The sequence below is a fragment of the Pantoea sp. genome (genome assembly GCF_032114055.1).
Lineage (GTDB): Bacteria > Pseudomonadota > Gammaproteobacteria > Enterobacterales > Enterobacteriaceae > Pantoea.
The window spans coordinates 48,691-67,229 of sequence record NZ_DAMCTB010000006.1; the positions used below are offsets into that span (position 1 = coordinate 48,691).

Genomic DNA, 18,539 nt, shown 5'->3' on the forward strand with positions numbered 1-18,539 from the left:
CGGCAAATCAGAAGTGATCTGCCGCTGTCTCTTCAGGATCTGATGATATCGCGGTCACGCAGCAGGTCTAACAATTGGGCTGCCAGTTTTGTAACCAATTGTTCGCCATCCAGCTGGATTTCCGGGCGGTCAGGGGCCTCATAAACGCTGTCGATACCGGTGAAATTACGCAGTTCACCCGCACGGGCTTTACGGTATAACCCTTTGGGATCGCGCGCTTCGCACACGGCCAGCGGCGTATCGACAAACACCTCGATAAACTGCCCGGGTTCAAGCAGATCGCGCACCATCTGCCGCTCGGCGCGATGCGGCGAGATAAAGGCTGTCAGCACCACCAGCCCGGCATCCACCATCAGTTTCGCCACTTCGCCGACCCGACGGATATTCTCTTTGCGGTCGTCATCGCTGAAACCGAGGTCACGGCAGAGACCGTGACGCACGTTGTCACCGTCCAGCAGATAGGTGCTGACGCCGATGCGATGCAGCGCCTGCTCCAGCGCGCCCGCGACGGTCGATTTACCCGAGCCCGAAAGCCCGGTAAACCAGAGCACCACGCCCTGATGGCCGTGCTGCTGCTCACGAGCGACGCGTGTCACCGGATGGTCATGCCACACCACGTTCTCATCATGCACGGCCATTACTGACCGCCCAGCAGGTCACGCGCATTCCAGTGCGGGAAGTGACGGCGCACCAGCGCATTCAGTTCCAGCTCAAAGGCGCTGAATTCACCGCGGTTAACCGGTGCGTCCAGATTCGGCTGATGGATCATGCCAGCGCCGACGGTAACGTTACTCAGGCGATCAATAAAGATCATGCCGCCGGTCACCGGGTTCTGCTGATAGCTGTCGAGCACCATCGGTTCGTCAAAGGTGATCTCAATGCGACCAATACCGTTCAGCGGCAGCGCATCAACCTGATGCGTCTCCAGCGAGTTGATCTCGACCTGATGCAGCACCTTTTCAACCCGACCACGCGTTTTCTTACCGGCGATTTTCAGGTCATAGCTCTGACCGGCCTGCAGCGGCTGTTCCGCCATCCAGACCACATCAACGCTGGCGGACTGAACCGCCGTCAGCGTTTCGCTGGCATCCACCAGCAGATCGCCACGGCTGATATCAATCTCATCCTGTAGCACCAGCGTGATCGCCTCGCCTGCACCCGCTTCCTGCAGATCGCCATCAAAGGTGACGATGCGCGCAACGGTGGACTCAACGCCGGAAGGCAGCACTTTGACACGCTGTCCCACCTGCACGCTGCCCGACGCCAGTGTGCCAGCATAGCCACGGAAATCCAGGTTCGGACGGTTGACGTACTGCACCGGGAAACGCATCGGCTGATGATCGACGACGCGCTTCAGCTCCACCGTTTCCAGCACATCCAGCAGCGTCGGGCCGCTGTACCACGGCATGGTCTGACTGGCAGAGGCGACGTTGTCTCCTTCCAGCGCCGACATCGGCACAAAGCGGATATCAAGGTCGTCCGGCAGCTGAGCCGCAAAATCCAGGTAATCCTGTTTAATCTGCTCGAAGCGTTCCTGGCTGTACTCCACCAGATCCATCTTGTTGATCGCTACCACCAGATGTTTGATCCCCAGCAGCGTCGAGATAAAACTGTGACGGCGGGTCTGATCCAGCACGCCTTTACGTGCATCGATCAGCAGGATTGCCAGGTCGCAGGTTGAGGCGCCGGTCGCCATATTGCGGGTGTACTGCTCGTGGCCCGGGGTATCGGCGATAATAAATTTACGCTTTTCGGTCGAGAAGTAGCGGTAGGCCACGTCGATGGTAATACCCTGCTCGCGTTCCGCCTGCAGACCATCCACCAGCAGCGCCAGGTCCAGTTTTTCGCCCTGGGTGCCGTGACGCTTGCTGTCGTTGTGCAGGGATGAGAGCTGATCTTCATAAATCTGACGGGTATCATGCAGCAGACGACCGATCAGGGTACTCTTGCCATCGTCTACGCTGCCGCAGGTCAGAAAACGCAGCAGGCTTTTGTGCTGTTGTGCAGTCAGCCAGGCTTCAACGCCACCCTGCTCGGCAATCTGTTGTGCAATTACGGTATTCATCTGGCGTCTCCTTAGAAATAACCCTGACGTTTTTTCAGTTCCATCGAACCGGACTGATCGCGATCGATCACGCGGCCCTGACGCTCGCTGGTGGTGGAAACCAGCATCTCTTCGATGATCTCCGGCAGCGTCTGCGCCTCTGACTCTACGGCGCCGGTCAGCGGCCAGCAGCCCAGCGTGCGGAAACGCACCATCCGCTCGGTGATCTCTTCGCCCGGCTGCAGATTAATGCGATTGTCATCGATCATCATCAGCATGCCATCGCGCTCCAGCACCGGGCGCGGCGCGGCGAGATAGAGCGGCACGATCTCGATGTTTTCCAGGAAGATGTACTGCCAGATATCCAGTTCAGTCCAGTTCGACAGCGGGAAGACGCGGATGCTTTCGCCTTTGTTAATCTGACCGTTGTAGTTGTGCCACAGCTCAGGACGCTGGTTTTTCGGGTCCCAGCGATGGAAGCGATCGCGGAACGAGTAGATACGCTCTTTCGCCCGGGACTTCTCTTCGTCACGACGTGCGCCGCCAAAGGCCGCATCGAACCCATATTTGTTGAGCGCCTGCTTCAGCCCTTCAGTCTTCATGATGTCCGTATGTTTGGCACTGCCGTGAACAAAGGGGTTGATCCCCATCGCCACGCCTTCCGGGTTGCGGTGAACCAGCAACTCTGCACCCATCGCCTTCACGGTGCGGTCACGGAATTCGTACATTTCACGAAATTTCCAGCCGGTATCCACATGCAGCAGCGGGAACGGCAGCGTGCCCGGATAGAAGGCTTTGCGCGCCAGATGCAGCATGACGGACGAGTCTTTACCGATGGAGTACATCATCACCGGATTGCTGAACTCCGCCGCCACTTCGCGGATGATATGGATACTCTCCGCCTCCAGCTGACGCAGATGAGTGAGTCGTTTTTGGTCCATGATTTTCCCTCAAGCCAGATTGACAACGGCGGACTCGCGAGCCCCCTGCTGTGCCGAATGTTTAAACCAGGCGAGTTGCCCGTGCAGATTTACCACCTCTCCAATCACCAGCAGCGCCGGAGTGGGTGCTGAGGCGGCCAGCGCCTCAAGTTGTTCTAAGGTGCCGGTCAGCACCTGCTGATCCTGGCGGGTGCCGCGACTGATCACCGCCACCGGCGTGGAGGGCGCGCGGCCATGCGTAATTAACGCTTCGCTGATCGCGGCCGCTTTCACGGTGCCCATATAGATCGCCAGCGTCTGACGGGCACGCGCCAGCGATGGCCAGTCAATGTCATGCCCATCCGGACGGCAGTGACCAGTAATAAACATCACGCTCTGTGCGTAATCGCGATGGGTCAGCGGAATGCCGGCATAGGCCGTTGCGCCTGCGGCGGCCGTGACGCCCGGCACTACCTGGAAGGGAACGCCCGCCTGCTGTGCCGCCTGCAGCTCTTCGCCGCCGCGGCCAAAGATAAAGGGATCGCCGCCCTTCAGCCGCACGACCCGCTTCCCCTTAAGCGCCAGTGAAACCATCAGCTGATTGATCTCATCCTGCGGTAACGTATGGGCGCTGGCGCGTTTGCCAACGCAGATGCGGTCGGCATCGCGGCGCACCAGATCCAGCACCTCTTCGCTGACCAGATGGTCATAAAGCACCACGTCGGCCAGCTGCATCACCTGCAGGCCGCGCAGCGTCAGCAGGCCGCTGTCGCCAGGGCCCGCGCCCACCAGGAAGATCTCCCCCTGACGGGTCGGCTCGGCCTGGAGTTCACGGTCCAGCGTCTGTTTCGCCTCTTCAACATTGCCGGCAGACATCTGGCTGGCAAACTGCCCCTCAAAGGCGCGTTCCCAAAAGCGGCGGCGATCCGACATGCGGCTGAATCGCTGTTTGACCTTATCGCGCCAGAGTCCGGCCACCTCCGCCATCTGTCCCAGCGAGGCGGGCAGCAGCGTTTCAATTTTTTCACGCAGCATACGGGCCAGCACCGGGGCGGTGCCGCTGGAGGAGATCGCCACCACCAGCGGTGAGCGGTCAACAATCGAGGGGAAGATAAAGGTGCATTTCGGCTGGTCATCGACCACGTTAACCAGCTTATGCCGCGCGTTGGCGGCTTCAAAAACCTGGGTATTGAGTGCGTTGTCGTCAGTGGCGGCAATGACCAGAAAAACGTTGTCCAGCTGGGCCGGATCGAACGCGGTCGCCACCCACTCCAGCGCCTGCTCATCCCGCAGTGCCTGCAGTTCAGGGCAGAGCTCACGGGAAGCGATCTGAATACGCGCACGCGCGCGACGCAGCAGTTCAATTTTACGCGCCGCAATATCTCCACCGCCGACAACCAGAACCGGGCGGCCAGAGAGATCGGCAAAAAGAGGCAGATAGTTCACGTTAACCCTGATGTTTTAACTTTGTATTAACGCGACTATACGTCGCAGGGTTCAGGCAGATGAAATTACGAATTGGAATGAGTAGTTACCGAATGGAATAACGCCCCGGTAAAGCACAGAACAAATTGATCTTAACAGATGAAATTTAATGACTTTTTCGTGAAGTGATTCACAGATTTGCGCATTCCTGCCCGGCGCCATAAGCAGATAAGTGCCAGTAATCCTGACACGATGCGCTTATGAGCGGGTTCAGCGCCCAAATCCCCTCACCGGATGGCAGGACAAAAGGGGTATAATGCGCGCGGAATGACGGGCCCCGGCCCGCATGCAGAACGGCTCCCGGATAACGAAAAAAAGGATGCACTATGTTTTGTTCCCTCCGTCTGAGGGTCGCAATAGTTTTATCTGGCGCACTCATCTCCCCACTGGCGCTGGCCATGCCGGCCGGTCAGTTTGCCGAGCAGCAGGTCCGGCACATCGCCACCCTGTTTCCCGGCCGGATGAGCGGCAGCCCGGTGGAGCTGATGGCAGCGGACTATCTGCAGCAGCAATTCACCGCGCTGGGTTATCAGACCAATACCCGGCAGTTCAACACCCGTTACAGGTGGCAGGAAGATGATGGCGCGCAGCGCTGGCATAAGCTCACCGCCACCTCGGTCATTGCCGCACGCGCGGGCAGCGTGCCGCAGGAAATCCTGATCGTGGCCCATCTCGATACCTGGACGCCGAAGAACAGCAGCCAGGCGCGCCGCAACCTGGGCGGCCTGCGCCTGCAGGGCGTCGACGATAATGCCTCGGGCCTGGGCGTGATGCTGGAGCTGGCCCAGCAGCTGAGCCATAAACCGCTGCACTACGGCATACGTTTTGTGGCACTGAGCGCCGGAGAAGCGGAGCTGCACGGCATGGACGATTATGTTGAGCGGATGAGCGCGCGTGAAAAGAAAAACACGCTGCTGGTGATCGATCTGAACAGCCTGATTACAGGCGATCATCTCTATTTCAACAGCGGCATGAACACGCCCCGCGTCGTGCGCAAGCAGACCAGTGAACGCGCGCTGGTACTGGCGCGTCAGCAGGGGATCCCGGCAGCCAGTAACCCCATCAGTCCTAAAGATTTTAAAGGTCCGAATGCCTTTGACCGGGCGGGCTTCCCGCTGCTGGATGTCACCGCCAGTAACTGGGCGCTGGGTAATAAAGATGGCGGCACTCAGCGTCATCGCAGCCGCCACTTTCCGGATGGCGTCACCCGTCATCAGACCGATCTGGATAACCTGACCTATCTCGACCGCTGGCTGCCGGGTCAGATAGCCCTGCGAACCCGCGACAGCGTACGCGTGCTGCTGCCGCTGATTAGCGAACTGACCAACCCTAAAGTGTAAGGATCTGATATGTACGTGGTCTTTCTGAACTATGTTCGTCCGGTAGAGGAGGTGGACGCCCTGCTGGCTCCCCATCTCGACTGGCTTGATCGCTATTTTGCAGCGGATATATTTATCGCGGCGGGCCGCAAAGATCCGCGTACCGGCGGTATGCTGCTGGTCAGGGATATCGAACGGGAACGGCTGGATGCGATTCTAGCGGAAGATCCTTTTGTCGCCGTAGCGCAGTATGAGGTGACGAAGGTCAATGTGACCCGGGCGGCAGAAGCCTTTGCTGCGCTAAAAGGGATATAGTCGCGGGCGGCCGTGCGTCAGACGCACGGCCTCAGGGCTTCTCTCCCGCTGCGGGAAAGAAGCTCAGCATCAGCCTTCGTGCAGGCCGCACTCGCGTTTCAGCCCGAAGAAGCGCGTCTCCTCTTCTGCCATACCCGGTTCCCACTTGCGGGTGGTATGGGTATCGCCCACGGAGAGATAGCCCTCATCCCACAGCGGATGGTACTTCAGCTTATGCTTTTCCAGATACTGATGAATCTGACGGTTGTCCCAGTCGATGATCGGCAGCAGCTTGAAGACGCCACGCTGCACGCCCAGCACTGGCAGGTTGGCCCGGCTGCCGGACTGATCGCGGCGTAAGCCGGCAAACCAGGTCTGCGCGCCCAGCGTTTCCAGCGCGCGGTTCATCGGTTCAACCTTGTTGATCTCGTTATATTTCTCAATCCCCTCGACGCCCTGCTCCCAGAGTTTGCCGTAGCGCGCTTCCTGCCAGGCCGGTGAGGTATCGGCGCGGAAGACTTTGAGGTTGAGATTGAGCTGGTCGGCCAGCTCATCAATAAAACGATAGGTTTCCGGGAAGAGATAACCGGTATCCGTCAGGATCACCGGGATATCGGGCTGCTGACGCGTCACCAGATGCAGCGACACGGCTGCCTGAATGCCGAAGCTGGATGAAAGCACATAGGCGCCCGGCAGATGCTCCAGCGCCCAGCTGACCCGCTCTTCCGCTGACGCCTTTTCCAGCTGCGCATTGGTAGCGGCCAGCGCCATTGCGCGCTGGACCTTAGACATCGCATTCAGTGCGGCGAGGTCGGGCTGACTCATTTTGCTTCCTCCCAGAAATCGCGTGCCGGGTCCAGCACCGGCGCAACAATGCCTGCGCGGATGGTGAAGTCACCAAAGCCTTCGGCGGCCTGGCGTTCGGTGGCCCAGCGTCCCACCAGCTCATCGAGGGTGGCGAGAATTTCGCTTTCGTTAATGTTTTCCCGGTACATACGGGGGATGCGCGTCCCGGTGCGGTTGCCGCCCAGGTGCAGGTTATAGCGACCCGGCGCTTTACCCACCAGGCCCAGCTCTGCCAGCATGGCACGGCCACAGCCGTTAGGACAACCGGTGACGCGTAACACAATGTGCTCATCGCCCACGCCATGCGCATGCATAATCCCTTCGACTTTGGTGACGAACGCAGGCAGGAATCGCTCGGCTTCGGCCATCGCCAGCGGGCAGGTCGGGAATGCGACGCAGGCCATGGAGTTTTCACGCTGCGGCGTGACCTGCTCCATCAGACCATGTTCACGGGCGATCGCTTCAATCTTCGCTTTTTCACTTTCCGGCACGCCCGCCACAATCAGGTTCTGGTTGGCAGTCAGGCGGAAATCGCCCTGATGGATCTTCGCAATTTCCGCAATCCCGCTTTTCAGCGGACGGCCCGGATAGTCGAGCAGACGGCCGTTTTCGATAAACAGTGTCAGGTGCCATTTATTGTCGATGCCTTTGATCCAGCCGATCCGATCGCCACGGGTGGTGAATTCATACGGGCGGATCGGATCAAAGGTCACGCCTGCGCGCTTCTCGACTTCCGCTTTGAAGGTGTCGACGCCCACGCGCTCCAGGGTGTACTTAGTCTTGGCGTTCTTACGATCGGTACGGTTGCCCCAGTCGCGCTGCGTCGTAACCACCGCAGCGGCCACATCCAGGATCTTCTCTGCCGGGAAATAGCCGAATTCGCTGGCGGTGCGGGCGTAAGTGGCTTTGTTGCCATGCTCGATCGACAGACCGCCACCGACCAGCAGGTTAAAGCCAACCAGCCTGCCCTGCTCGGCAACGGCGACAAAGTTCAGATCGTTGGCGTGCAGATCCACGTCGTTATGCGGCGGGATCACCACGGTCGTTTTAAATTTACGCGGCAGATAGGTTTCGCCGAGGATCGGCTCCTCATCGGTGGTCGCGACTTTTTCCTGATCCCACCAGATCTCCGCATAGGCGCGGGTGCGCGGCAGCAGATGCTCAGAGAGCTTCTTCGCCCACTCGTACGCTTCCTGATGCAGTTCTGACTCCACCGGGTTTGAGGTACAGAGCACGTTGCGGTTGACATCGTTGGCGGTGGCCAGCGCATCCAGCCCCACTTCATGCAGCATCTGGTGCGTCGGCTTCACGTTCTTCTTCAGAATGCCGTGAAACTGAAAGGTCTGGCGGTTCGTCAGACGGATGCTGCCATAAATCGTTTTATCAGTGGCAAATTTGTCGATAGCCAGCCACTGCGTCGGCGTAATGATGCCGCCCGGCAGACGGCAGCGCAGCATCATGGCGTGACGCGGTTCCAGCTTCTGCTCAGCACGCTCGGCACGGATATCGCGGTCATCCTGCTGGTACATGCCGTGGAAACGGATCAGCAGGAAGTTATCGCCGGTAAACCCGCCGGTCAGACCCTCTTCCAGATCTTCTTTGATGGTGCCACGCAGATAGTTGCTCTGCTTCTTCAGACGCTCGGCATCTGAAAGTTTGCCTTCTACAACCAGCGGTCCAGGGTGTTTATCGCTCATTAGTAAACGTCTCGCTGATAACGGCGCTCAATGCGCAGCTCACTTAAAAATTCGTCGGCCGCTTCACGATCCATTCCGCCGTGTTCGACCACTACATCCAGCAGTGCCTGCTCGACGTCTTTTGCCATACGATTTGCATCACCACAGACATAAAGGTGTGCGCCCTCTTCGATCCAGCGCCACACTTCCGCCCCTTTCGCGCGGATCTTATCCTGAACGTAAATCTTTTCGGCCTGATCGCGTGACCAGGCGAGGTCGATGTGGGTCAGCAGGCCATCCTTCACATATTTCTGCCACTCCACCTGGTAGAGGAAGTCCTCGGTGAAGTGCGGATTACCAAAGAATAGCCAGTTTTTACCGCTGGCACCGTCGTTGTCGCGCTGCTGCATAAAGGCGCGGAACGGGGCGATGCCGGTGCCCGGGCCGATCATAATTACCGGCGCATCCGGATTGGCCGGCAGGCGGAAGTTATCGTTGTGTTCGATGAAGACGCGGACTTCGCCCTCTTCTTCGATGCGATCGGCCAGCCAGGTCGAGGCACCGCCGCCGCGCTGGCGACCTTCGATATCAAAGCGAACAGCACCAACCGTAATGTGCACTTCGCTGTCGGTTTCCGCCTGAGAAGAGGCGATGGAGTAGAGCCGCGGCGTCAGCGGACGCAGCAGTGCGGTCAGCTGCTCAGCCGTGAGTTCAGCCGGGGCCAGACGCACCATGTCCACAATCGGATAACGCTGCGCATACTGCTGCAGGCGCGCTTTATCATCCACCAGCGACAGCAGTTCCGCATCTTTCGACAGCTGAGCATACTGCGCCACGATCTGCGCGGTGTTCACCGTCAGTTCGAAATGTTTCTGCAGCGCCTCTGCCAGCGGCAGCGTGGCCCCATCAACCGCGACCGGCTCATCGCCTTTCAGCCAGACCAGCTCCAGCAGCTCGCTGACCAGCGCAGCATCGTTCTCATACCAGACGCCCAGCGCATCGCCGGGCTGGTAGCGCAGACCCGAGTCGCCCAGATCGATTTCGATATGGCGCACATCTTTATCGGAGTCACGGCCGGTGATCTTCTGGTTCACCGCCAGGCTTGCGCTGAGCGGTGACTCTTTGCTGTAGGGACTGGTGGTGACTTCGTTGACGCTGCCTGCCGCGGTCGCCGCCGCCTGAGCAGGCGATTCGCTGGGCACGCGCTGTTTCAGGATCTCAGTCAGCGCGCTGCGCCAGGCGGTGGCCTGATCCGCGTACTCGACATCGGCATCGACCCGGTCCAGCAGACGCTCGGCACCCAGCTCGGCCAGGCGACTGTCGAAATCTTTGCCCGCCTGACTGAAGAATTCATAAGAGGTATCGCCCAGGCCAAAGACGGCAAAGGCGGCACCCTCCATTTTCGGTGCTTTTTTCGACATCAGGAATTTGTGCAGCGCGACCGCCTCTTCCGGCGGCTCGCCTTCACCCTGAGTGGAGGTTACAACGACCAGCAGCTTCTCCTGGCCAATCTGTTTGAACTTGTAATCCCCGGCATTCACCAGGCTGACGTTCAGCTTCGCGGCCAGCAGGTCATCGCGCAGCTGTTCAGCCAGTCGGCGGGCGTTGCCCGTCTGCGAGGCGGAGAGCAGCGTAATCGCAGGCGCTTCAGCCGGTGCAGGCGGCGGGCTGGCGACGGCGGTGCCCGGGGTCTGTTCCACCCGGCCCCAGAAATAGCCTGACAGCCACGCCAGTTGAGTCGGGGAATAATCTGTCGTCGCCGCCTGTAAGCGGGCGAGTTGTTCCGGGGAGAGCGGAAGCATTGAACCAGGTGCCTGAGTCGTCATCGCGTAAAAAATTCCAGTATCAGAAGTCCGGACCGTAAATGGCGGAAGAGTACGTAGGTTACCGGGCTGTATATTAACGATTAAATACACCTTCGACATATCAAATAACCAAAATGACTAAGTGGTTTTCCAGATAGGCTTAATCGCTAAAAGTGGTATTCAAAGCGGTGATATATCAGTTAATTAGCTGGATAACAGCAGGCGGTCTGGTGGGTAAAGAGACGCTTTGTGCTATGCGGGTGCGAAAAAAGCGCTAATCAGGTAGAATCCAGCGGTTTTTAAATGTCTGAGAACCACTATGTCTACCACCCTGTTTAAAGAGTTCCAGTTCGAAGCCGCGCACCACTTACCCAATGTGCCGGCCGGACACAAATGTGGCCGTCTGCACGGTCACTCGTTTCTGGTTCGTCTGGAGATCACCGGCGAAGTGGATGCGCATACCGGCTGGGTTATGGATTTTGCTGAATTAAAAGCGGCGTTCAAGCCGGTCTATAATCGGCTGGATCACTACTACCTGAATGATATTCCTGGCCTGGAGAATCCCACCAGCGAAGTGCTGGCCAGATGGATCTGGGATCAGATGAAGCCACAGCTGCCATTGTTAACTGCGGTCATGATCAAAGAAACCTGCACTGCAGGCTGCGTTTACCGCGGCTGACCCTGTCGGATCGAAATTTTCGATCCGACACGCCTTACTCTCTCTTCCCGCTTATATCACGGCCAGATTTACGGCGCGCCGCCGCGCGGTCAGGCAATATTGAGATATTTGTGAGTCTGCATCGACAGACGCCAGTTGCGGGCAATGCAGGTTTCAATGCAGAGCCGGGTGGCATCCTCTTTACGGCTGATCGGCTGTAACGCGATGATGCGCGCTTTGGCATCGTTGACCCCAGCCAGCAGCTGATCCAGCGCGTCCACGTCCCGCTCACGGGCGACCGGATGCTTGATCTCATCGGCCCGGCTCAGCGCCTGATCCAGCACGTCGTAGCCGCCGCGCATGTTGACCTTTGGCGAGACGGTGACCCAGGTCTGTTCGGAACAGTGGATCTCATGCGTGCCGCTGGTTTCGATCTGGCACTGGAAACCCTGCTCCTCCAGGGCTGCGGTCAACGGACGCAGGTCGTAGATCGCCGGTTCACCGCCGGTAATGACCACGTGTCGGGCCGTCCAGCCCTGCTCTGCGATGGCGCGCAGCAGTGTCGCCGCGTCGGCGTCGCCCCAGGCATCACTTTCCACCGTTTTAATCAGAATATCGCCCAGCGAAGTTTCCCTGTCTGCCCGCTTTTCCCAGGTATGTTTGGTATCGCACCAGCTGCAGCCTACCGGACATCCCTGCAGGCGAATGAAGATAGCAGGTACGCCGGTGTAATAGCCTTCGCCCTGCAGCGTCTGGAACATTTCGTTAATCGGGTAGAACATTATTTACTCACCTGGAGAAATCGGGGCGCTGATTATGGCAGATTTGCCGCGCAGCTCAACCACGCGTCGTGCTTTTTCTCCGCGCCGGACAGAATAGTGAAAGGCGCGTTTAGACGGCGGACAGGTGCGGAACGCAAAGCGTTCCGCGCAGGGAAGTGTGCGGGCCGGACCGGCAGACAAGCCGCGTCTGACCGTTTGCGATCGGGCGTTCTGTTCCACATTGATACACCGCCACCAACAAAAAGCCCCGCACAAGGCGGGGCTTTCAGCATCTGTGATGTCGCGTTAAGCGACATCAGCAGGGGTCATTACTGACCTTTCACTTCTTTCAGACCGTTGAATGGCGCTTTAGAACCCAGCGCTTCTTCGATACGGATCAGCTGGTTGTACTTAGCCACACGGTCAGAACGGCTCATTGAACCGGTTTTGATCTGGCCTGCAGCCGTACCGACCGCCAGGTCAGCGATGGTCGCGTCTTCAGTTTCGCCTGAACGGTGAGAGATCACAGCGGTGTAGCCTGCATCTTTCGCCATTTTGATCGCAGCCAGGGTTTCGGTCAGAGAACCGATCTGGTTAAACTTGATCAGGATGGAGTTAGCGATACCTTTTTCGATACCTTCTTTCAGGATTTTGGTGTTGGTAACGAACAGGTCGTCACCCACCAGCTGGATTTTGTCGCCCAGCACTTTGGTCTGGTAAGCGAAGCCGTTCCAGTCAGATTCGTCCAGGCCATCTTCGATAGAGACGATCGGATACTGTTTAGTCAGATCTTCCAGGAAGTGGGTGAACTCTTCAGAGGTGTACGCTTTACCGCCTTCACCGGCCAGAACGTATTTGCCATCTTTGTAGAACTCAGAGGCCGCACAGTCCATCGCCAGGGTGATATCTTTGCCCAGCTCGTAGCCTGCTGCTTTTACCGCTTCTGCGATAACGGCCAGCGCTTCGGCGTTGGAACCCAGGTTTGGTGCGTAGCCGCCTTCGTCACCGACAGCGGTGCTCATCCCTTTGCTTTTCAGCACTTTTGCCAGGTTGTGGAACACTTCAGAACCCATGCGGATGGCTTCTTTAATGTTTGCCGCGCCAACCGGCTGGATCATGAATTCCTGGATGTCGACGTTGTTGTCGGCATGCTCACCACCGTTGATGATGTTCATCATTGGCAGAGGCATAGAGTATTTGCCTGGGGTGCCGTTCAGTTCAGCGATGTGCTCATACAGCGCCTGACCTTTAGAGGCTGCAGCCGCTTTCGCTGCGGCCAGTGAAACAGCCAGAATGGCGTTTGCACCGAAGTTAGATTTGTTCTCAGTACCGTCCAGGTCGATCATGATCTTGTCGATGTTCGCCTGATCTTTCGCGTCTTTGCCTTTTACCGCTTCAGCAATCGGACCGTTTACTGCCGCAACGGCTTTGGTTACGCCTTTGCCCAGGAAACGTGATTTGTCACCGTCACGCAGTTCCAGCGCTTCGCGCGAGCCGGTAGAGGCACCTGATGGTGCAGCCGCCAGGCCGACAAAACCGCCTTCCAGATGCACTTCAGCTTCAACAGTCGGGTTACCACGTGAGTCGATAATTTCGCGACCGATGACTTTTACGATTTTGGACATTACGATTTTCCTCAGTACAAGTTAGTCAATCCTAAGACAAACAACGCGCGAAAAGTTCGCGCGCTGTCTGTGAAACTTACTTCGCTAAACGCTTCTGATGCTCATGCGCGGCTTTAACAAAACCGGCAAACAGCGGATGGCCATCGCGCGGGGTCGAGGTAAACTCCGGGTGGAACTGGCAGGCGACATACCAGGGGTGGTTCGGGATCTCAATGATCTCGACCAGCTGATCGTCACCAGAACGCCCCGCCACACGCAGACCGGCTGCTTCAATCTGCTTTAACAGCATATTGTTAACTTCGTAGCGGTGGCGATGACGCTCAACGATGGTGTCAGAGCCGTAGAGCTGGCGAACCTGGCTGCCCGGCGTTAACTGACACTGCTGGCTGCCCAGACGCATCGTGCCGCCCAGATCGCTCTGCTCGCTGCGGACTTCGACGTTGCCATCTTCGTCACGCCATTCGGTGATTAACGCCACCACCGGGTATTTACAGTCTGGCACAAATTCCGTGGAGTTGGCACCCGGCATCCCGGCGACGTTGCGGGCAAACTCCATCAGCGCGACCTGCATACCCAGACAGATGCCAAGGTAAGGCACGTTGTTTTCACGTGCGTACTGTGCGGTCATCAACTTGCCTTCCACGCCACGGTAACCAAAGCCACCCGGGATCAGAATCGCATCCAGATCTTTCAGTAATTCGACACCGCGTGACTCAACATCCTGCGAGTCAATCAGCTTGATGTTGACGGTGACACGGTTTTTCAGACCGCCGTGCTTCAGCGCTTCAATCACAGATTTATAGGCGTCGGGCAGTTCAACATATTTGCCCACCATACCGATGGTGACTTCACCCCCCGGATTGGCCTCTTCGTAAATCACCTGCTCCCACTCGGCCAGGTTGGCTTCCGGTGCGTTCAGGTTGAAACGCTTGCAGATATAGTCATCCAGGCCCTGCGATTTCAGCATGCCGGGGATCTTATAGATGGAATCCACGTCTTTCAGCGAGATAACCGCTTTTTCAGGGACGTTACAGAACAGCGCGATTTTGGCGCGTTCGTTGGCCGGTACGGCCCGGTCGGAACGGCAAATCAGCACGTCAGGCTGGATACCAATCGACAGCAGCTCTTTTACCGAGTGCTGGGTCGGTTTGGTTTTCACCTCGCCTGCCGCGGCCATATAAGGCACCAGCGTCAGGTGCATATACATGGTATGTTCGCGACCCACGTCAACGGCCATCTGGCGAATCGCTTCCAGGAACGGCAGTGACTCGATATCCCCTACCGTGCCGCCGATTTCGACCAGCACGACGTCATGCCCTTCACCGCCTTCAATGATGCGCTCTTTAATGGCGTTGGTGATGTGCGGGATAACCTGAATGGTCGCGCCCAGATAGTCACCACGGCGCTCTTTACGCAGAACTTCTGAGTAGATACGCCCGGTGGTGAAGTTGTTACGGCGCGACATTTTGGTACGGATGAAGCGCTCATAGTGACCCAAATCCAGATCGGTTTCGGCGCCGTCGTCGGTGACGAACACTTCACCGTGCTGTGTCGGGCTCATGGTGCCTGGATCCACGTTGATATACGGGTCCAGCTTCATGATGGTCACGTTCAGACCACGGGCTTCGAGAATGGCTGCGAGGGAGGCTGCGGCAATGCCTTTACCCAGAGAGGAAACGACCCCGCCGGTCACAAAAATATAATTCGTTGTCATGCTGAACCTGAGAGTTTAGGTTTAAAGACGGTGGAATAACCAGGACGGGAAAACAGTATACTGGAAACCGCTATCAGCCACAATTGATGAATCACAGCCATCCTCCAACGCATTGCTGCGGCTAACATAGCGGATAGCTGTCCTTGAAATGTTGATGTGCGTCACAAAGTTGCAGCCGCGCTGAATCGAGTAAGCGCGAACGGCGACTTTATGCACAGTGCTGGAATAATCAGCGCTTCTCCTCTTTTTTTACCTGCTGCCATGCTGCTTCCATCTGCTCCAGCGTCGCCCCCGGCATCGCTAACCCCTGCGCCGTGATAATCGCCTCAACCTGACGGAAACGGCGCTCGAATTTGTCATTGGCTTTCTGCAGCGCGGTTTCCGCTTTGCTGCCCAGATGCCGTGAGAGATTAACGGTCGCAAATAGCAGGTCGCCAATCTCCTCCTCCAGCTTCTCACTATCCACCACGCTCTGCTGCGCCTCGTGCATCACCTCATCGATCTCTTCATGCACCTTCGCCACCACCGGCCCCAGCGTGCTCCAGTCGAAGCCGACGTTGTGGCAACGCTTCTGAATTTTGTGGGCGCGCATTAACGCCGGCAGCGCTTTCGGGATATCGTCCAGCGCCGAGTGCTGGGCTTTGTCCGCCCGCTCAGCGGTTTTAATCGCTTCCCAGTTTTTTAGCACCTCATGGCTGGCTTCAGCCGTGGCATCGCCGAAAATGTGCGGATGACGGCGCTCCAGCTTGTCGCTGATGGCGTGACAGATATCTTCAAAGTTAAAGCGATCCTGTTCACTCGCCATCTGCGCATAAAACACCACCTGAAACAGCAGATCGCCCAGCTCACCGCGCAGATCGTCAAAATCTTCGCGCTGAATGGCGTCCAGCACTTCGTAGGTCTCTTCCAGCGTGTAAGGAGCAATAGAGGCGAAAGTCTGTTCGCGATCCCACGGACAGCCCTGCTGCGGGTCGCGCAGGGTTTTCATAATGCCAAGCAGGCGCTCAACAGCGTTCATTTCAGGTGGGTCCTTACTATGTCAGATCAGAGGTAAAGAGCGAGGCGCGAGAGCCGGGTGCTGAATTGCATCCGGCTCTCTCAGGTGGTGCAGAGGACACCCGCGCAACCTCGTCCGGTTGCTCCGCGGCTGCCACTCAGTGCAGGCGACGGGCGTCAATGATATCAGAGACCTGATTCAGGCGCGCAAGCACCCGTCCCAGCACCTGATGGTTGTAGATCTCGATATCCATGTCGATGGTCGCCAGCTGCTTGCGGGTGTCGCTGCGGCTGGAGACGCCCAGAACATTAACCTTCTCGTTGGCGAGAATCGTCGTGATATCGCGCAGTAAACCGCTGCGATCGTTGGCAGTGACGCGCACCACCAGCGAGTAGCCGCTGGAGTAGCTTTCGCCCCACACCGCATCGACGATACGTTCAGGCGCATGTGAGATCAGTTCAGCAAGCTGGTCACAGTCGGCGCGGTGAATCGAGATACCGCGCCCCTGGGTGATAAAGCCGACGATGTCATCGCCAGGAATTGGCTGGCAGCAGCGGGCGATGTGGTGCATCAGATTGCCCACGCCCTCTACTACGACACGCCCACTCTCTTTGCGGGCTGGCGCGGTATGCGCTTTCTGGGTCAGCTGACGCAGCGCTTCACGATCTTCCTCTTCGGCGCTTGGCTTATTCAGCTTGGCCTGCAGGAAGTTGACCATCTGGTTAAGGCGAATATCACCGCCGCCAATCGCCGCCAGCAGCTCCTCCAGCGAGGTCACGTTGTAGCGCGGCAGAAGCAGTTTTTCCGCTTCACGCAGGCTGATATCCAGCTGATTCAGTTCGTTGTCCAGAATCTGGCGTCCGGCGACAATGTTTTTATCGCGATCCTGTTTGCGGAACCAGTTATGAATTTTCGACCGTCCACGGCTGGTGGTGATATAGCCCAGATTCGGATTGAGCCAGTCGCGGCTCGGGTTCGGCTGCTTCTGCGTGATAACTTCGACCTGGTCGCCCATCTGCAACTGATAGGTGAACGGCACGATGCGGCCACCGATTTTTGCGCCGATGCAGCGGTGACCGATGTCGCTATGAATATGGTAGGCAAAGTCGAGCGGAGTCGATCCCGCGGGCAGATCCACCACGTCGCCTTTAGGGGTAAAGACGTAGACCCGGTCATCAAAGACCTGACTGCGAACCTCTTCCAGCAGCTCGCCAGAGTCGGCCATCTCCTCCTGCCAGCTGATGAGCTTACGCAGCCAGGCAATACGCTCTTCGTGACCGGCCGCGCCGCGCGCGCTGCTGGAGGTCGGCCCCTCTTTATATTTCCAGTGCGCCGCCACGCCCAGTTCGGCATCTTCGTGCATCTGACGGGTGCGGATCTGGATCTCCACCGTTTTGCCCTGCGGCCCTAAAACCACGGTGTGAATCGACTGGTAGCCGTTGGGTTTGGGGTTTGCGACGTAGTCATCAAACTCACTGGGCAGATGGCGATAGAGCGTATGCACCGTTCCCAGCGCGCCATAGCAATCCTGCAGGCGGTCGGCCACGATGCGCACCGCCCGCACGTCAAACAACTCATCAAAGGCCAGCGACTTTTTCTGCATCTTGCGCCAGATGCTGTAGATATGTTTCGGACGGCCATAGACTTCGGCGCGGACGCCCTCTTTCGCCATCTCTTTACGCAAGTTATTGACGAAATTCTCGATGTACTGCTCGCGGTCAATCCGCCGCTCATGCAGTAACTTCGCAATGCGCTTGTACTCATCGGGATGGAGGTAACGGAAGCAGTAATCTTCCAGCTCCCATTTGAGCTGGCCGATCCCCAGCCGGTTGGCCAGGGGCGCATAGATATTGGTGCTCTCTTTGGCGGCCAGCACCCGCTCATCTTCCGGCGCATCTTTCATTTCGCGCAGGTTCATGATGCGTTCAGCCAGTTTCAGCACCACGCAGCGGAAATCCTCCACCATAGCCAGCAGCATACGGCGGACATTATCCACCTGTTCAGAAGCCATGGAGTCGTTATGAATGGCTTTCAGCTGCCGGATGGCGTCCATGTCGCGCACACCGTGGACCAGCGAGACAATGCCTTTACCGACCGCGGTTTCCAGCTCCTCTTCGCTGACCACTTCATCATTAGCCAGCGGAAAGATCAGCGCCGCACACAGGCTTTCGATATCCATGCTGAGCATTGAGAGGATTTCCACCATCTCGATGCCACGCCACAGCAGCAGCGACTGATCGGGATGGCCCTGCGTCTGCGCTTCGCAGTAGCGCCAGGTTTCGGCAACGCGTTGACATGATTGCGGGTTGGCAATACCGAGACTGGCGATCCACTGGTCGAGGGCGAAATCCCCCTCAGTATTTAAATGCGCACTTCTGACCGCAACCATAACCTC

The 18,539-nt window shown here is 57.8% G+C and carries 15 protein-coding genes; 3 read left to right on the forward strand and 12 right to left on the reverse strand.

Annotation, left to right across the window (positions count from 1 at the left end; genetic code table 11):
- Positions 1–32 precede the first annotated feature (32 nt).
- Genes cysC through cysG form a run of 4 tightly spaced genes read right to left on the reverse strand, consistent with a single transcriptional unit; the run spans position 33 to position 4,410 of the window.
- Positions 33–638: an adenylyl-sulfate kinase gene (cysC, locus tag RT657_RS11895; protein ID WP_313654694.1), complete on the reverse strand. Its 606-nt coding sequence runs from the start codon at positions 636–638 to the stop codon at positions 33–35.
- Positions 638–2,065, reverse strand: coding sequence for a sulfate adenylyltransferase subunit CysN (gene cysN / locus RT657_RS11900; RefSeq protein ID WP_313654695.1), 1,428 nt, complete (start codon positions 2,063–2,065; stop codon positions 638–640). Before cysN ends, cysC begins: the two co-directional genes overlap by 1 nt.
- A gap of 11 nt (positions 2,066–2,076) precedes the next feature.
- Positions 2,077–2,985 carry a sulfate adenylyltransferase subunit CysD gene (gene cysD, locus RT657_RS11905; protein ID WP_313654696.1) on the reverse strand — a complete coding sequence of 303 codons (909 nt, stop codon included), beginning with the start codon at positions 2,983–2,985 and terminating at the stop codon, positions 2,077–2,079.
- 9 nt (positions 2,986–2,994) lie between these two features.
- Positions 2,995–4,410, reverse strand: coding sequence for a siroheme synthase CysG (gene cysG / locus RT657_RS11910; protein WP_313654697.1), 1,416 nt, complete (start codon positions 4,408–4,410; stop codon positions 2,995–2,997).
- Between the two features lie 365 nt (positions 4,411–4,775).
- Here cysG and RT657_RS11915 point away from each other — a divergent pair, with 365 nt between their 5' ends.
- Both RT657_RS11915 and RT657_RS11920 read left to right on the forward strand, forming a co-directional pair.
- Positions 4,776–5,789, forward strand: a complete 1,014-nt coding sequence (locus RT657_RS11915; protein ID WP_313654699.1) for an aminopeptidase — start codon at positions 4,776–4,778, stop codon at positions 5,787–5,789.
- A gap of 9 nt (positions 5,790–5,798) precedes the next feature.
- Complete coding sequence (locus RT657_RS11920; protein WP_313654700.1) at positions 5,799–6,083, forward strand: YciI family protein; 285 nt, start codon at positions 5,799–5,801, stop codon at positions 6,081–6,083.
- A gap of 69 nt (positions 6,084–6,152) precedes the next feature.
- Here RT657_RS11920 and RT657_RS11925 read toward each other — a convergent pair whose 3' ends face one another.
- From RT657_RS11925 to cysJ, 3 genes are read right to left on the reverse strand one after another with little or no spacing between them, the layout of a single operon-like run.
- Positions 6,153–6,887, reverse strand: coding sequence for a phosphoadenylyl-sulfate reductase (locus RT657_RS11925; RefSeq protein WP_313654701.1), 735 nt, complete (start codon positions 6,885–6,887; stop codon positions 6,153–6,155).
- Entirely contained in the window at positions 6,884–8,605 is a 1,722-nt protein-coding gene (gene cysI, locus RT657_RS11930; protein WP_313654702.1) for an assimilatory sulfite reductase (NADPH) hemoprotein subunit, read from the reverse strand. Before cysI ends, RT657_RS11925 begins: the two co-directional genes overlap by 4 nt.
- Entirely contained in the window at positions 8,605–10,410 is a 1,806-nt protein-coding gene (cysJ, locus tag RT657_RS11935; protein WP_313654703.1) for an NADPH-dependent assimilatory sulfite reductase flavoprotein subunit, read from the reverse strand. The genes cysI and cysJ overlap by 1 nt, the downstream gene beginning before the upstream one ends.
- 298 nt (positions 10,411–10,708) lie before the next feature.
- Between cysJ and queD the strand changes: the two genes are divergently transcribed.
- Positions 10,709–11,068, forward strand: a complete 360-nt coding sequence (gene queD, locus RT657_RS11940; protein WP_313654704.1) for a 6-carboxytetrahydropterin synthase QueD — start codon at positions 10,709–10,711, stop codon at positions 11,066–11,068.
- A gap of 89 nt (positions 11,069–11,157) precedes the next feature.
- Here the strand turns inward: queD and queE are convergent, their stop codons facing one another.
- The 5 genes from queE to relA all read right to left on the reverse strand — a co-directional run bounded on the left by queE (position 11,158) and on the right by relA (position 18,533).
- Positions 11,158–11,829, reverse strand: coding sequence for a 7-carboxy-7-deazaguanine synthase QueE (gene queE / locus RT657_RS11945; protein ID WP_313654706.1), 672 nt, complete (start codon positions 11,827–11,829; stop codon positions 11,158–11,160).
- Between the two features lie 308 nt (positions 11,830–12,137).
- Positions 12,138–13,433: a phosphopyruvate hydratase gene (gene eno / locus RT657_RS11950; protein ID WP_313654707.1), complete on the reverse strand. Its 1,296-nt coding sequence runs from the start codon at positions 13,431–13,433 to the stop codon at positions 12,138–12,140.
- A 76-nt stretch (positions 13,434–13,509) separates the two neighbouring features.
- The gene (pyrG, locus tag RT657_RS11955; RefSeq protein WP_313654708.1) at positions 13,510–15,147 is read right to left on the reverse strand and encodes a glutamine hydrolyzing CTP synthase; all 1,638 of its coding nucleotides are present in this window, start codon (positions 15,145–15,147) and stop codon (positions 13,510–13,512) included.
- Positions 15,148–15,376: 229 nt separating this feature from the next.
- Positions 15,377–16,165, reverse strand: coding sequence for a nucleoside triphosphate pyrophosphohydrolase (mazG, locus tag RT657_RS11960; RefSeq protein WP_313654709.1), 789 nt, complete (start codon positions 16,163–16,165; stop codon positions 15,377–15,379).
- Positions 16,166–16,301: 136 nt separating this feature from the next.
- On the reverse strand, positions 16,302–18,533 hold the full coding sequence (gene relA / locus RT657_RS11965; protein WP_313654710.1) for a GTP diphosphokinase: 2,232 nt from the start codon (positions 18,531–18,533) through the stop codon (positions 16,302–16,304).
- Positions 18,534–18,539: the final 6 nt, after the last annotated feature.